The sequence below is a fragment of the Shewanella sp. KX20019 genome, assembly GCF_016757755.1.
In the GTDB taxonomy this organism is placed as follows: Bacteria; Pseudomonadota; Gammaproteobacteria; order Enterobacterales; family Shewanellaceae; genus Shewanella.
In genome coordinates this window covers 4,843,672-4,858,707 of record NZ_CP068437.1, presented here as the reverse complement: position 1 = coordinate 4,858,707, position 15,036 = coordinate 4,843,672, and the positions used below count along the sequence as shown (strand labels likewise).

Here is a 15,036-nt window from a genome sequence, read left to right as displayed (position 1 = left end):
TTGTTATTTATAGGATTAGCGCGAAATTAAAAAATTGAGTTCTAAACACTTAAACATTAAGTGTCTTGGCTTGTGACTTAACGGTTACGAGTTAAAAATTCTAATTTTGGCGAAAGTAGAAACCATTAGTTACGATACGACTGTTTTGAGCTTACCCGCTTGAAACAACGATTATTTCTCATAGAGACTTATTTGGGTTGTATGGTTAAGTGACTAAGCGTATATGGTGGATGCCTTGGCAGTCAGAGGCGATGAAGGACGTAGTAACTTGCGAAAAGCGTTGGCGAGCTAGTAACAAGCATTTGAGCTAACGATGTCCGAATGGGGAAACCCACTCACATAAGTGAGTATTACAACATGAATACATAGTGTTGTGAGGCAAACCCGGGGAACTGAAACATCTAAGTACCCGGAGGAAAAGAAATCAACCGAGATTCCCCTAGTAGCGGCGAGCGAACGGGGATTAGCCCTTAAGCGTAGAGGGTGTTAGTGGAATGTGTTGGAAAGCACAGCGGCACAGGGTGATAGCCCCGTACATGAAAACTAACTTTACGTGAAAACGAGTAGGACGGGACACGTGACATCTTGTCTGAACATGGGGGGACCATCCTCCAAGGCTAAATACTCCTGACTGACCGATAGTGAACCAGTACCGTGAGGGAAAGGCGAAAAGAACCCCTGTGAGGGGAGTGAAATAGAACCTGAAACCGTATACGTACAAGCAGTGGGAGCGGTTCTTGAGACCGTGACTGCGTACCTTTTGTATAATGGGTCAGCGACTTACATTTTGTAGCGAGGTTAAGCGAATAGCGGAGCCGTAGGGAAACCGAGTGTTAACTGCGCGTTTAGTTGCAAGGTGTAGACCCGAAACCCGGTGATCTAGCCATGGGCAGGTTGAAGGTTGAGTAACATCAACTGGAGGACCGAACCGACTTATGTTGAAAAATGAGCGGATGACTTGTGGCTGGGGGTGAAAGGCCAATCAAACCGGGAGATATCTGGTTCTCCTCGAAAGCTATTTAGGTAGCGCCTCGTACGAATACCATTGGGGGTAGAGCACTGTTAAGGCTAGGGGGTCATCCCGACTTACCAACCCTTTGCAAACTCCGAATACCAATGAGTACTATACGGGAGACACACGGCGGGTGCTAACGTCCGTCGTGAAAAGGGAAACAACCCAGACCATCAGCTAAGGTCCCAAAGTTATTGCTAAGTGGGAAACGATGTGGGAAGGCTTAGACAGCTAGGATGTTGGCTTAGAAGCAGCCATCATTTAAAGAAAGCGTAATAGCTCACTAGTCGAGTCGGCCTGCGCGGAAGATTTAACGGGGCTAAGCAATACACCGAAGCTATGGGTTTGCTAGTTTACTAGCAAGCGGTAGAGGAGCGTTCTGTAAGCGGTTGAAGGTGAAGGGGTAACCCACACTGGACGTATCAGAAGTGCGAATGCTGACATGAGTAACGATAAAGGGAGTGAAAAACTCCCTCGCCGAAAGACCAAGGGTTCCTGTCCAATGTTAATCAGGGCAGGGTGAGTCGACCCCTAAGGCGAGGCCGAAAGGCGTAGTCGATGGGAAACAGGTTAATATTCCTGTACTTCTGCTAACTGCGATGGAGAGACGGAGAAGGCTAGGCTAGCGCGGCGTTGGTTGTCCGCGTTTAAGGCTGTAGGCAGTATTCTTAGGCAAATCCGGGAATACGCATTAAATTGCAATGCTGAGAGTTGATGACGAGGTCCTAAGGGACTGAAGTAGTTGATGCCATGCTTCCAGGAAAATCTTCTAAGCTTCAGGTTAGTAGGAATCGTACCCCAAACCGACACAGGTGGTTGGGTAGAGAATACCAAGGCGCTTGAGAGAACTCGGCTGAAGGAACTAGGCAAAATGGTACCGTAACTTCGGGAGAAGGTACGCTGCCGACGGTGATGGGACTTGCTCCCTAAGCTGTTGGCAGTCGCAGATACCAGGTGGCTGCAACTGTTTATCAAAAACACAGTACTGTGCAAACTCGCAAGAGGAAGTATACGGTATGACGCCTGCCCGGTGCCGGAAGGTTAATTGATTGGGTTATCTTCGGAGAAGCTCATGATCGAAGCCCCGGTAAACGGCGGCCGTAACTATAACGGTCCTAAGGTAGCGAAATTCCTTGTCGGGTAAGTTCCGACCTGCACGAATGGCGTAATGATGGCCACGCTGTCTCCAGCCGAGACTCAGTGAAGTTGAAATTGCGGTGAAGATGCCGTATACCCGCGGCTAGACGGAAAGACCCCGTGCACCTTTACTATAGCTTGGCACTGAACATTGAACCTACATGTGTAGGATAGGTGGGAGACTTTGAAGCTTTGTCGCTAGATGAAGTGGAGTCAACCTTGAAATACCACCCTTGTAGTTTTGATGTTCTAACCGCGGCCCCTGAATCGGGGTTCGGGACAGTGCCTGGTGGGTAGTTTGACTGGGGCGGTCTCCTCCCAAAGAGTAACGGAGGAGCACGAAGGTTGGCTAAGTACGGTCGGACATCGTACGGTTAGTGCAATGGCATAAGCCAGCTTAACTGCGAGACATACACGTCGAGCAGGTACGAAAGTAGGTCATAGTGATCCGGTGGTTCTGTATGGAAGGGCCATCGCTCAACGGATAAAAGGTACGCCGGGGATAACAGGCTGATACCGCCCAAGAGTTCATATCGACGGCGGTGTTTGGCACCTCGATGTCGGCTCATCACATCCTGGGGCTGAAGTCGGTCCCAAGGGTATGGCTGTTCGCCATTTAAAGTGGTACGCGAGCTGGGTTCAGAACGTCGTGAGACAGTTCGGTCCCTATCTGCCGTGGGCGTTGGATGATTGAAGGAAGCTGCTCCTAGTACGAGAGGACCGGAGTGGACGAACCGCTGGTGTTCGGGTTGTTATGCCAATAGCATTGCCCGGTAGCTACGTTCGGAATCGATAACCGCTGAAAGCATCTAAGCGGGAAGCGAGTCCTAAGATGAGTCATCCCTAGGAATTTAATTCCTCTAAAGAGCCGTTCGAGACTAGGACGTTGATAGGCAGGGTGTGTAAGCGTTGTGAGGCGTTGAGCTAACCTGTACTAATGACTCGTGAGGCTTAACCATACAACCCTGATGGGTTTTGTATGAGGCTGATGTTTCGACAGAAACCAGAATTAGAAGCACTTAATGTGTGTGTAAGACTCAATAATTTAATATTACTTGCGGTAGCGAGTAACAGCTTTCTAAACTTTTTACCTTTAGCTTTTTAAAAGCTGAAAGTAATAACCAAATTTGTCTGGAAACCATAGAGCTGTGGTCCCACCTGATCCCATTCCGAACTCAGAAGTGAAACACAGTATCGCCGATGGTAGTGTGGGGTTTCCCCATGTGAGAGTAGGTCATTTCCAGGCGCCTAATTTCTCGAAAGAGAGTATTAAGCCCGTTGCTAACGCAACGGGCTTTTTTACGTCTGCGATTTGTGGTTTTGAGTCGTTATGAGTATGGATTAACGGCATTTTTCCCCACTCTAAAACGAGAGTAGCAGTGTGGTCGATATGCCCATGCGGCACCCGCGAGGATAATAAAGAGTAGGTCATTTCCAGACGCGGCTCTTTCTAATATCGGTCTCGAAAGAGAGTGAATAGCCTGTGTGGGAGCTAATATCTTTGATCCCCCCACCTTGCTAGCTAAAACAGCTTTACGATTTAACTAGATCTAGTAGAACGCTAGCGTGACCGTGATGTGCCACTTTTTGTGTCCCTCTATCTAGTGTTTTTTAATTCTAAGCCTACGTATAAACCCAGTTGTTAATTAGTGGATATTACTACTCATGCAGCTGGAAGGTGAGTTTTACAAGGATAAACGTACAGTTCATTGGTTTGTGTTCTCCTGTAATTGAGTCACAGGCTCTAGATCTTAACTGCGCAGGGCACACTTAAGGTGTGAACGGCTACTTCTCTTTCCCTTTCTATAAGCAACAGTCGTTTTATACTCCTTTGAATACTGGATCCTACTTTTGCTGGAGCTTATGAGGTTCATATTTTCCTATCTGACTTTAGACATCTTAGATCTAATTAAAATATAGGGTGGATCTGGCTGATTATTCACATGGTGTCTTGGTGGTTTGTCTGGTGTTAGCTGTAAAATTAAGTCAGGTAAAAATCAAGGTGGGCTACAGTCGGCCTGTGGAGTGTAAGAACTCTCCTTCTGTGGTTGCGGGGTAGAGGATTAATCGCTTAAAAATAAAGCGTAAACTATTCAGTTATGGAGCGTGCAAGTTGCTCATTATGGACTAAGATATATATCCCATCTCAATGTGTTTTCTGTGGTTCGCCTACTATTGTGGATAACCTTGGGGGTAAGTGGTGTGTAGGTTGTGGTTATTCTGTGTCTTTTAAAAAAGGTTGTTTTAATTGATAAAAGCGCTTGCGCTTGGTCAGGAACTGCCTATAATGCGCATCCACTGACACGGCACAGCAGGCCAATCGCTCTTAGCAAAAGCTAGGTAGTACGGGACTTGCAGCAGTGCTAGAGAGATTAACTTCTTCGGAAATTAGCCTCAGGTGACAAGCGCTTTAAGGGCTTCGGGTAATGATTGATTTCACGAGAGTGATTAAGAAATCATCGCTTGAAAAACTTCTTAAAATAAGCTCTTGACGCCGACACTGGAGAGTGTAGAATACGCCTCCTCAAGCCAACGACCTAGCGTCTTCGGCGACATCTGAAAGATTGATGTCACGCTCTTTAACAATATGACAAGCAAATCTGTGTGGGCACTCACAGGTGTTGAGTTATTCGAAATTGCTTCGCTCTCTCTAGTAGAGGACGAGCAATCAAAAATATTAACTCAATGAACCACTGAGTGACCATAGCAATATGTAAACTTCGAATATCTTCGGATATTTGAAAAACAGTATAATTCATTGAGCCGCTTTGCTCTTAACGGGGTAAAGCAAAAAACTTTAATTGAAGAGTTTGATCATGGCTCAGATTGAACGCTGGCGGCAGGCCTAACACATGCAAGTCGAGCGGAAACACAAGGGAGCTTGCTCCTGAGGTGTCGAGCGGCGGACGGGTGAGTAATACCTAGGTATCTGCCCAATCGAGGGGGATAACAGTTGGAAACGACTGCTAATACCGCATACGCCCTACGGGGGAAAGGAGGGGACCTTCGGGCCTTCCGCGATTGGATGAACCTAGGCGGGATTAGCTAGTTGGTGAGGTAATGGCTCACCAAGGCGACGATCCCTAGCTGGTCTGAGAGGATGATCAGCCACACTGGAACTGAGACACGGTCCAGACTCCTACGGGAGGCAGCAGTGGGGAATATTGCACAATGGGCGAAAGCCTGATGCAGCCATGCCGCGTGTATGAAGAAGGCCTTCGGGTTGTAAAGTACTTTCAGCGAGGAGGAAAGGTTGTTGGTTAATAACCAACAGCTGTGACGTTACTCGCAGAAGAAGCACCGGCTAACTTCGTGCCAGCAGCCGCGGTAATACGAGGGGTGCAAGCGTTAATCGGAATTACTGGGCGTAAAGCGTACGCAGGCGGTTTGTTAAGCGAGATGTGAAAGCCCCGGGCTCAACCTGGGAACTGCATTTCGAACTGGCAAACTAGAGTCTTGTAGAGGGGGGTAGAATTTCAGGTGTAGCGGTGAAATGCGTAGAGATCTGAAGGAATACCGGTGGCGAAGGCGGCCCCCTGGACAAAGACTGACGCTCATGTACGAAAGCGTGGGGAGCAAACAGGATTAGATACCCTGGTAGTCCACGCCGTAAACGATGTCTACTCGGAATTTGGTGTCTTGAACACTGGGTTCTCAAGCTAACGCATTAAGTAGACCGCCTGGGGAGTACGGCCGCAAGGTTAAAACTCAAATGAATTGACGGGGGCCCGCACAAGCGGTGGAGCATGTGGTTTAATTCGATGCAACGCGAAGAACCTTACCTACTCTTGACATCCATAGAAGCCGAAAGAGATTTTGGTGTGCCTTCGGGAACTATGAGACAGGTGCTGCATGGCTGTCGTCAGCTCGTGTTGTGAAATGTTGGGTTAAGTCCCGCAACGAGCGCAACCCTTATCCTTATTTGCCAGCACGTAATGGTGGGAACTTTAGGGAGACTGCCGGTGATAAACCGGAGGAAGGTGGGGACGACGTCAAGTCATCATGGCCCTTACGAGTAGGGCTACACACGTGCTACAATGGCCGGTACAGAGGGTTGCAAAGCCGCGAGGTGGAGCTAATCTCACAAAGCCGGTCGTAGTCCGGATCGGAGTCTGCAACTCGACTCCGTGAAGTCGGAATCGCTAGTAATCGTAGATCAGAATGCTACGGTGAATACGTTCCCGGGCCTTGTACACACCGCCCGTCACACCATGGGAGTGGGCTGCACCAGAAGTAGATAGCTTAACCTTCGGGAGGGCGTTTACCACGGTGTGGTTCATGACTGGGGTGAAGTCGTAACAAGGTAGCCCTAGGGGAACCTGGGGCTGGATCACCTCCTTACCTATACGACTAACTCGCATCTGAAGTATGCAAATACGTTTGAGTGTCCACACAGATTGCTTGTTCTCCTTATCTCTTAATTGAGTTGAGGCGAGCGACAAAATATCCTGCCTTGTTGCAGTGATATCGTTCTTTAAAAATTTGGAAAGCTGATAGTGTTAATCTGAAAGGGATAGCAGCTACGATTTATCGTATTGTTATTTATAGGATTAGCGCGAAATTAAAAAATTGAGTTCTAAACACTTAAACATTAAGTGTCTTGGCTTGTGACTTAACGGTTACGAGTTAAAAATTCTAATTTTGGCGAAAGTAGAAACCATTAGTTACGATACGACTGTTTTGAGCTTACCCGCTTGAAACAACGATTATTTCTCATAGAGACTTATTTGGGTTGTATGGTTAAGTGACTAAGCGTATATGGTGGATGCCTTGGCAGTCAGAGGCGATGAAGGACGTAGTAACTTGCGAAAAGCGTTGGCGAGCTAGTAACAAGCATTTGAGCTAACGATGTCCGAATGGGGAAACCCACTCACATAAGTGAGTATCACAACATGAATACATAGTGTTGTGAGGCAAACCCGGGGAACTGAAACATCTAAGTACCCGGAGGAAAAGAAATCAACCGAGATTCCCCTAGTAGCGGCGAGCGAACGGGGATTAGCCCTTAAGCGTAGAGGGTGTTAGTGGAATGTGTTGGAAAGCACAGCGGCACAGGGTGATAGCCCCGTACATGAAAACTAACTTTACGTGAAAACGAGTAGGACGGGACACGTGACATCTTGTCTGAACATGGGGGGACCATCCTCCAAGGCTAAATACTCCTGACTGACCGATAGTGAACCAGTACCGTGAGGGAAAGGCGAAAAGAACCCCTGTGAGGGGAGTGAAATAGAACCTGAAACCGTATACGTACAAGCAGTGGGAGCGGTTCTTGAGACCGTGACTGCGTACCTTTTGTATAATGGGTCAGCGACTTACATTTTGTAGCGAGGTTAAGCGAATAGCGGAGCCGTAGGGAAACCGAGTGTTAACTGCGCGTTTAGTTGCAAGGTGTAGACCCGAAACCCGGTGATCTAGCCATGGGCAGGTTGAAGGTTGAGTAACATCAACTGGAGGACCGAACCGACTTATGTTGAAAAATGAGCGGATGACTTGTGGCTGGGGGTGAAAGGCCAATCAAACCGGGAGATATCTGGTTCTCCTCGAAAGCTATTTAGGTAGCGCCTCGTACGAATACCATTGGGGGTAGAGCACTGTTAAGGCTAGGGGGTCATCCCGACTTACCAACCCTTTGCAAACTCCGAATACCAATGAGTACTATACGGGAGACACACGGCGGGTGCTAACGTCCGTCGTGAAAAGGGAAACAACCCAGACCATCAGCTAAGGTCCCAAAGTTATTGCTAAGTGGGAAACGATGTGGGAAGGCTTAGACAGCTAGGATGTTGGCTTAGAAGCAGCCATCATTTAAAGAAAGCGTAATAGCTCACTAGTCGAGTCGGCCTGCGCGGAAGATTTAACGGGGCTAAGCAATACACCGAAGCTATGGGTTTGCTAGTTTACTAGCAAGCGGTAGAGGAGCGTTCTGTAAGCGGTTGAAGGTGAAGGGGTAACCCACACTGGACGTATCAGAAGTGCGAATGCTGACATGAGTAACGATAAAGGGAGTGAAAAACTCCCTCGCCGAAAGACCAAGGGTTCCTGTCCAATGTTAATCAGGGCAGGGTGAGTCGACCCCTAAGGCGAGGCCGAAAGGCGTAGTCGATGGGAAACAGGTTAATATTCCTGTACTTCTGCTAACTGCGATGGAGAGACGGAGAAGGCTAGGCTAGCGCGGCGTTGGTTGTCCGCGTTTAAGGCTGTAGGCAGTATTCTTAGGCAAATCCGGGAATACGCATTAAATTGCAATGCTGAGAGTTGATGACGAGGTCCTAAGGGACTGAAGTAGTTGATGCCATGCTTCCAGGAAAATCTTCTAAGCTTCAGGTTAGTAGGAATCGTACCCCAAACCGACACAGGTGGTTGGGTAGAGAATACCAAGGCGCTTGAGAGAACTCGGCTGAAGGAACTAGGCAAAATGGTACCGTAACTTCGGGAGAAGGTACGCTGCCGACGGTGATGGGACTTGCTCCCTAAGCTGTTGGCAGTCGCAGATACCAGGTGGCTGCAACTGTTTATCAAAAACACAGTACTGTGCAAACTCGCAAGAGGAAGTATACGGTATGACGCCTGCCCGGTGCCGGAAGGTTAATTGATTGGGTTATCTTCGGAGAAGCTCATGATCGAAGCCCCGGTAAACGGCGGCCGTAACTATAACGGTCCTAAGGTAGCGAAATTCCTTGTCGGGTAAGTTCCGACCTGCACGAATGGCGTAATGATGGCCACGCTGTCTCCAGCCGAGACTCAGTGAAGTTGAAATTGCGGTGAAGATGCCGTATACCCGCGGCTAGACGGAAAGACCCCGTGCACCTTTACTATAGCTTGGCACTGAACATTGAACCTACATGTGTAGGATAGGTGGGAGACTTTGAAGCTTTGTCGCTAGATGAAGTGGAGTCAACCTTGAAATACCACCCTTGTAGTTTTGATGTTCTAACCGCGGCCCCTGAATCGGGGTTCGGGACAGTGCCTGGTGGGTAGTTTGACTGGGGCGGTCTCCTCCCAAAGAGTAACGGAGGAGCACGAAGGTTGGCTAAGTACGGTCGGACATCGTACGGTTAGTGCAATGGCATAAGCCAGCTTAACTGCGAGACATACACGTCGAGCAGGTACGAAAGTAGGTCATAGTGATCCGGTGGTTCTGTATGGAAGGGCCATCGCTCAACGGATAAAAGGTACGCCGGGGATAACAGGCTGATACCGCCCAAGAGTTCATATCGACGGCGGTGTTTGGCACCTCGATGTCGGCTCATCACATCCTGGGGCTGAAGTCGGTCCCAAGGGTATGGCTGTTCGCCATTTAAAGTGGTACGCGAGCTGGGTTCAGAACGTCGTGAGACAGTTCGGTCCCTATCTGCCGTGGGCGTTGGATGATTGAAGGAAGCTGCTCCTAGTACGAGAGGACCGGAGTGGACGAACCGCTGGTGTTCGGGTTGTTATGCCAATAGCATTGCCCGGTAGCTACGTTCGGAATCGATAACCGCTGAAAGCATCTAAGCGGGAAGCGAGTCCTAAGATGAGTCATCCCTAGGAATTTAATTCCTCTAAAGAGCCGTTCGAGACTAGGACGTTGATAGGCAGGGTGTGTAAGCGTTGTGAGGCGTTGAGCTAACCTGTACTAATGACTCGTGAGGCTTAACCATACAACCCTGATGGGTTTTGTATGAGACTGATGTTTCGACAGAAACCAGAATTAGAAGCACTTAATGTGTGTGTAAGACTCAATAATTTAATATTACTTGCGGTAGCGAGTATCAGCTTTCTAAACTTTTTACCTTTAGCTTTTTAAAAGCTGAAAGTAATAACCAAATTTGTCTGGAAACCATAGAGCTGTGGTCCCACCTGATCCCATTCCGAACTCAGAAGTGAAACACAGTATCGCCGATGGTAGTGTGGGGTTTCCCCATGTGAGAGTAGGTCATTTCCAGGCGCCTAATTTCTCGAAAGAGAGTATTAAGCCCGTTGCTAACGCAACGGGCTTTTTTACGTCTGCGATTTGTGGTTTTGAGTCGTTATGAGTATGGATTAACGGCATTTTTCCCAGCTTTAAAACGAGAGCCACTATGTGGTCAATATGCCCATGTGTCCACTTTGAGGAGGATAATAAGGAGTAGGTCATTTCCAGACGCGACTCTTTCTAATATCGGTCTCGAAAGAGAGTGAATAGCCTGTTGCTAGCGCAACGGGCTTTTTTATGTCTTCGATTTGTGATTTTGAGTCGTTATGAGTATGGATTAACGGCATTTTTCCCCACTCTAAAACGAGAGTAGCAGTGTGGTCGATATGCCCATGCGGCACCCGCGAGGATAATAAAGAGTAGCTCATTTCCAGACGCGGCTCTTTTTAATATCGGTCTCGTAAGAGAGTGAATAGCCTGTTGCTAACGCAACGGTTTTTTTACGTCTGTAATTTTAGAGACAATCTGAGTGGATTTTAGATCAATAGATTTAGAACTATCAGCGAATGTCATCAATACAGCAGACTGGATAACGATGGAATCGTTGTAATGGTTTCTTCTTGTTTTGCTTGTAGATGTGGCAATAAGCAGAAATGTCGGGTTTTTAGTGGCTAGATATGATGAAGCCTTAAGAGAAAGGCTTTATCGTATTATATGTACATGTAGGCAGAGACCATTTGGGCTGAAGAACGACATAAGCAGGTCTCTAGATCTGCTTGGTGATTACGCACCTTGGTAATCTAGTTGTCGCCAAGCTTCATAACTGATGATAGCGACTGCATTTGAAAGGTTAAGGCTACGGCTCGTCGACATCATAGGAATACGCAGGCGCTGCTCAGTAGGAATTGAATCAATAATATCGGCAGGGAGGCCTCGGCTTTCAGGCCCAAACAGCAATACGTCATCTTGTTTAAAGCTGAGCTCTGAATGTGGGCGGCTACCTTTAGTAGTACACGCCATAATTCGCTTGCCTTGCATTGCTGCAAGAAACGACTCAAAGTTTTTGTGATGAATTACATTGGCCAGATCTGCATAATCTAACCCGGCACGGCGCAGCTTTTTATCTTCTAAATCGAATCCTAATGGTTCAATCAAGTGCAGCTTGCAGCCATTATTAGCGATCAATCTGATGATGTTACCGGTATTTGGAGCTATTTCGGGTTCGTAAAGCGCTATATGAAACATGCTGGCCTGCCTAAAAATGTATGAGCTGAGATTATTTTAATCTGCAAAGAAGAGTTCGAATGCTCTTATTCGATCAAGACTCAATGAATAGTGCATTATACGGTAAAAATTGGTTTGCGGAAAATAGCCATTCAGCGTGAAGGAACTCTAGATTATGGGGATTACTGATATACCTAACGCTTATTTATCTCTATATTTGAGTATCTCTATACACGGTTTACCTTGGGCATTGTTATGGACCTCGCCAAACTCTCACGGATCAGTATGAAACACTTGATCACTTTACATGTGATGCTCGATACGCTGAGTGTGACTGTTAGTGCTGAACGGTTATGCTTAAGTGCTTCGTCGGTAAGTAAAACACTAAGCCAGCTGCGGCAAAGTCTAGGTGACGATCTATTTTACCGGCACGGTAACAAACTCGTCGCTACCCCTCTAGCGCGTCGTTTAGGTCCAAACGTACATCAGATCATCAGTGATATGAACCTGCTAGTGAATCAAGAAGCGTTTAGCCCCGCGGCTTATCGAGGTAGGTTCTCACTAGCGATGAGAGAGAGCACCTTTGAGTTACTCGCAGCTAAATTAACTGCTCATATACTGCTACTAGCTCCTAATATTCGGCTGGATATTTTTGCTAAGGACAGTGTCGGTTTTGACGGATTAGCCAAGGGTAGTTTGGATTTTATCATGTTGCCCCATGATCGCAGCCAGCCGCCTATTGCCCAACATGAATTGGTGTGGGAGAGCTTAATAAATGATGAGATGATATGTTTAATGAATCCAGTTCATCCTTTGGCAAGCCAGACCAGCATCTCTATAGATGACTATCTTGGATATAGCCATATCGGTATTAGTGATACGGATCTGAATCGTCCCTTTTTTGAAATGAAACTGGCACAGCAGGCGCGTAATCGAGCGGTACCTTTGACTGTGGCAGACTTTGGTAGCGCGGCGCTAATGTGCCATCACAGCGAGCTGTTATTTACCTGCTCACGCCATTGGGCCGAAAATGCGATTCAGGCTCAAGGATTAGTGACTAAGGCGCTACCACTCGATTATGGTGAGGTTGCTTACAGTTTAGTGTGGCACAAGCAGAGCATGAACGATCCAGCTCAGCGATGGTTCTATGAACAGCTGGTCGCCTTTACACGGCAGCAGTTCCAGTAATGTCTATAGATAGATGTCAGGTAAAATAAGGTTATTTACGCCACGCCGAGCCAGAGCATTGGCAAGTTGCCGCATTTGCGCCTCAGTGCAAGTTGGCCACATTAATGCCTCTCCTGTAACGCCATGATGTTGAAATGCATTTAGCTTTACGCGTACATTCGACGGAAGTTGAGTTAAATAGCGAGCTACGGCGTCGATTTCACTGTCAAAGTCGCTTACTTCTGGAATGTGCAGTAAGCGCACCTCATACAACTTTTCCTGCTCTGCTAGCATCTTTAATGTGCTGAAAATACGATGGTTACCTCGTCCAGTAATGTAGTTGTGGGTATCTTCTTGCCAAGCTTTAAGGTCAATCATCGCCCCTTTTATGTAGGGTAGAACTTGCTGCCAACCATTGAGGCTTAAACTACCATTGCTATCTATTATGCAGTCTAGGTGTGCTAAATCAGGGCTTGATTGCACAGCTCGAAATAACGAGATAATAAAAGGCAGTTGTAGACTCGCTTCGCCCCCACTGACAGTGACACCGTTAATAAAGTGTACTTGAGAACGTATTAGGTCGATTAGCTGCTCTACGCTGTACTGCCGTATTTTTGGTGTCGACTGCTTAGGGCAAACGGATAGACAAATATCGCACTGGCTGCATAGTTCTTCATCCCAAATAACTTGATTTCTACTGTTATCAGTAATCAGTGTCAGTGCTTTTTCTGGGCACGTCGATACGCAATCGCCGCAACTGTCACACAAGTTTATTGTGTGGGGGTTGTGGCAATTCTTACAGTTAAAATTGCATCCTTGCAGGAAGATGACAAGCCTGCTGCCAGGCCCATCGACACAAGAGAAAGGAATTATTTGATTGACGATTGCGACTTTATTCATATTGGCGTTACTTGGTGTAGCTTGGCGCCATTTCATGGGCAACGACTCGTGGCTGCCGCTCAAGGATCTTAGTGTTTACAGCCGCTTCTGCACCTAATCCTGTGGTATTGGTTCGTGAACCAAGCTCTTTGAATCTGGCAATGTCAGATAGTTTAATCATATAACCTGTGACGCGGACCAAGTCGTTAGAGGCGACGTTAGCGGTAAACTCGCGGAAACCTAGCTTTAATGCGCCTTTACAGAGTTGGAACATCGCCTGTGGATTTGATTTAACCGTTTCATCAATCGTGAGAATATCGCTGATCCCAGAGGTATAATACTGATGATGCTCTGCCAATGCTTTAATGTGGGTTATGGGATTTGGCTCAGTGCCATAAGGAATACGCACTCCTGGCGTGACATCTCTATCTAGGCTGATACCACCCTGAGAATGCAATAAAGCGCGTTCGTTATATCCATAGGCAACAGGCGTTGACTTGACGATGGCATCCAGTGCTTTTGATATTTTATGTCCAAGCTCATTAGCCGCTTGATGATGTCCGTAGTGAGGGCTTGGTTTTTCCGTATGCGATTCAGTTAATTCTGGATTGCCTTGTAGAATATTCACGGCCTCAGCCATGCCGAAAATGCCGAACATAGGGGCAAAGCGAGATTCCTCAATGAGGCCCTCTTTGGTTAAGAAGCTATTGAAGAAGTTAGATTCTTTATGTAAAAACTGACAGCGAGCGTCAATTAACTCATAAGTTAACTGACAGTATTTTGGCAAGATATTGTCAAAGAAATCATTAATGTTTTTTGCTTTCAATGCAACCTCTTTGAGGTTAAGCCTAACTAGGGTGTTAGCGCCGCCAGCAAGAGGTAATGAGTTATAGCAGCTAACAATACCAAAACCTCTTTTATCGTAAGCATTGGCGTGCATTGGGTAGTTGGCAATATGTGGCTTGCTGCACTCACAAATATTAGTCGCTGCCACTTGTAATAATTCGTCGGGCGTCGTTTGTGGGTCGTACATAAATGTTAGGTTGGGGGCGATCTGTTTAAGCTCTGCGTCAATTCTTAAAATCGTGCGGCAGACGATATTATCGGTTGGTCCGATATTAACGTGCATAAAGGCATCAGGAAGGGTGCGATCTAGCATTATCCAGAATAGCTTGAGCTTACGATATAGGCTTTCGCTATCGAGCTCCTGACAGTAGGGCAGTAAAATCTCATCGAGTTGGCCTAGATATACCGGAATATTTGTCACTGATGGGACGTGGTGGTAAATGATGGTTAGCGCATTAAGTGCCTCATCTAGGTTTTTCGCCGGGCTAAGTTCTAAATATTCAGAGCCTTGTTGTAGATATTTTGCATAATCAGGCAAAACATATCGAGGCTTAAACGGTGCATGGCCTTCAAACATATCGCCGATAATGCCAGATACCATAGCCTGTTTAACAAGCTCAGACACTGCAACATATGGCAAGCTCGAATCAGCTTCTAGCGCTAAGAAGTTAGATTTTTGCTTTGGGGAAAGTGTTGGGTCGCGGGTGATCTGAGAGAGTCGCTCTTGTAAGGTCATGGCGTAGTATCCATTAAAATATTATGGGTACTATATTAAGGCTTAGCTGAAGGATTCCTATAGTGAAAAGCGGGCAAGGAGGTTTTTCTATTATGGAAATTCAGTGGGATTGGCCTCACTTTTAACTGTGATAGTAAA

4 protein-coding genes and 5 rRNA genes are annotated in these 15,036 nt (G+C 46.9%); 6 read left to right on the top strand and 3 right to left on the bottom strand.

All coding sequences use genetic code 11. The annotated features are described in order from the left end of the window. Positions 1 to 203 precede the first annotated feature (203 nt). The 5 genes from JK628_RS21040 to rrf (JK628_RS21020) all read left to right on the top strand — a co-directional run bounded on the left by JK628_RS21040 (position 204) and on the right by rrf (JK628_RS21020) (position 10,079). Positions 204 to 3,108 (top strand): 23S ribosomal RNA (locus JK628_RS21040). Between the two features lie 171 nt (positions 3,109 to 3,279). After that, positions 3,280 to 3,395 (top strand): 5S ribosomal RNA (gene rrf / locus JK628_RS21035). A 1,552-nt stretch (positions 3,396 to 4,947) separates the two neighbouring features. Further along, positions 4,948 to 6,490: ribosomal RNA gene (locus tag JK628_RS21030) — 16S ribosomal RNA — on the top strand. Between the two features lie 397 nt (positions 6,491 to 6,887). Next, positions 6,888 to 9,792, top strand: a 23S ribosomal RNA gene (locus JK628_RS21025). A gap of 171 nt (positions 9,793 to 9,963) precedes the next feature. Continuing rightward, positions 9,964 to 10,079 (top strand): 5S ribosomal RNA (gene rrf / locus JK628_RS21020). Together the 16S, 23S and 5S rRNA genes form the textbook arrangement of a ribosomal RNA operon. A gap of 750 nt (positions 10,080 to 10,829) precedes the next feature. On the opposite strand, the gene trmL is transcribed toward rrf (JK628_RS21020), so the two are convergent. Next, a complete protein-coding gene (trmL, locus tag JK628_RS21015) occupies positions 10,830 to 11,291 on the bottom strand; it encodes a tRNA (uridine(34)/cytosine(34)/5-carboxymethylaminomethyluridine(34)-2'-O)-methyltransferase TrmL (protein WP_202286854.1) in 462 nt (153 codons plus the stop codon). Between the two features lie 234 nt (positions 11,292 to 11,525). On the opposite strand from trmL, the gene JK628_RS21010 reads away from it, so the two are divergent. Further along, entirely contained in the window at positions 11,526 to 12,458 is a 933-nt protein-coding gene (locus JK628_RS21010) for a LysR family transcriptional regulator (RefSeq protein WP_202286853.1), read from the top strand. A 3-nt stretch (positions 12,459 to 12,461) separates the two neighbouring features. Here the strand turns inward: JK628_RS21010 and JK628_RS21005 are convergent, their stop codons facing one another. Both JK628_RS21005 and JK628_RS21000 read right to left on the bottom strand, forming a co-directional pair. Beyond that, complete coding sequence (locus JK628_RS21005) at positions 12,462 to 13,337, bottom strand: YjjW family glycine radical enzyme activase (RefSeq protein WP_202286852.1); 876 nt, start codon at positions 13,335 to 13,337, stop codon at positions 12,462 to 12,464. A 7-nt stretch (positions 13,338 to 13,344) separates the two neighbouring features. Then, positions 13,345 to 14,898, bottom strand: a complete 1,554-nt coding sequence (locus JK628_RS21000) for a YjjI family glycine radical enzyme (protein ID WP_202286851.1) — start codon at positions 14,896 to 14,898, stop codon at positions 13,345 to 13,347. Between the last annotated feature and the right edge of the window lie 138 nt (positions 14,899 to 15,036).

Coding starts and splice junctions, on each gene's coding strand:
- JK628_RS21005 (WP_202286852.1), bottom strand. CDS start 13,337: ATGAATAAAGTCGCAATCGTCAATCAAATAATTCCTTTCTCTTGTGTC.
- JK628_RS21000 (WP_202286851.1), bottom strand. CDS start 14,898: ATGACCTTACAAGAGCGACTCTCTCAGATCACCCGCGACCCAACACTT.
- JK628_RS21010 (WP_202286853.1), top strand. CDS start 11,526: ATGGACCTCGCCAAACTCTCACGGATCAGTATGAAACACTTGATCACT.
- trmL (WP_202286854.1), bottom strand. CDS start 11,291: ATGTTTCATATAGCGCTTTACGAACCCGAAATAGCTCCAAATACCGGT.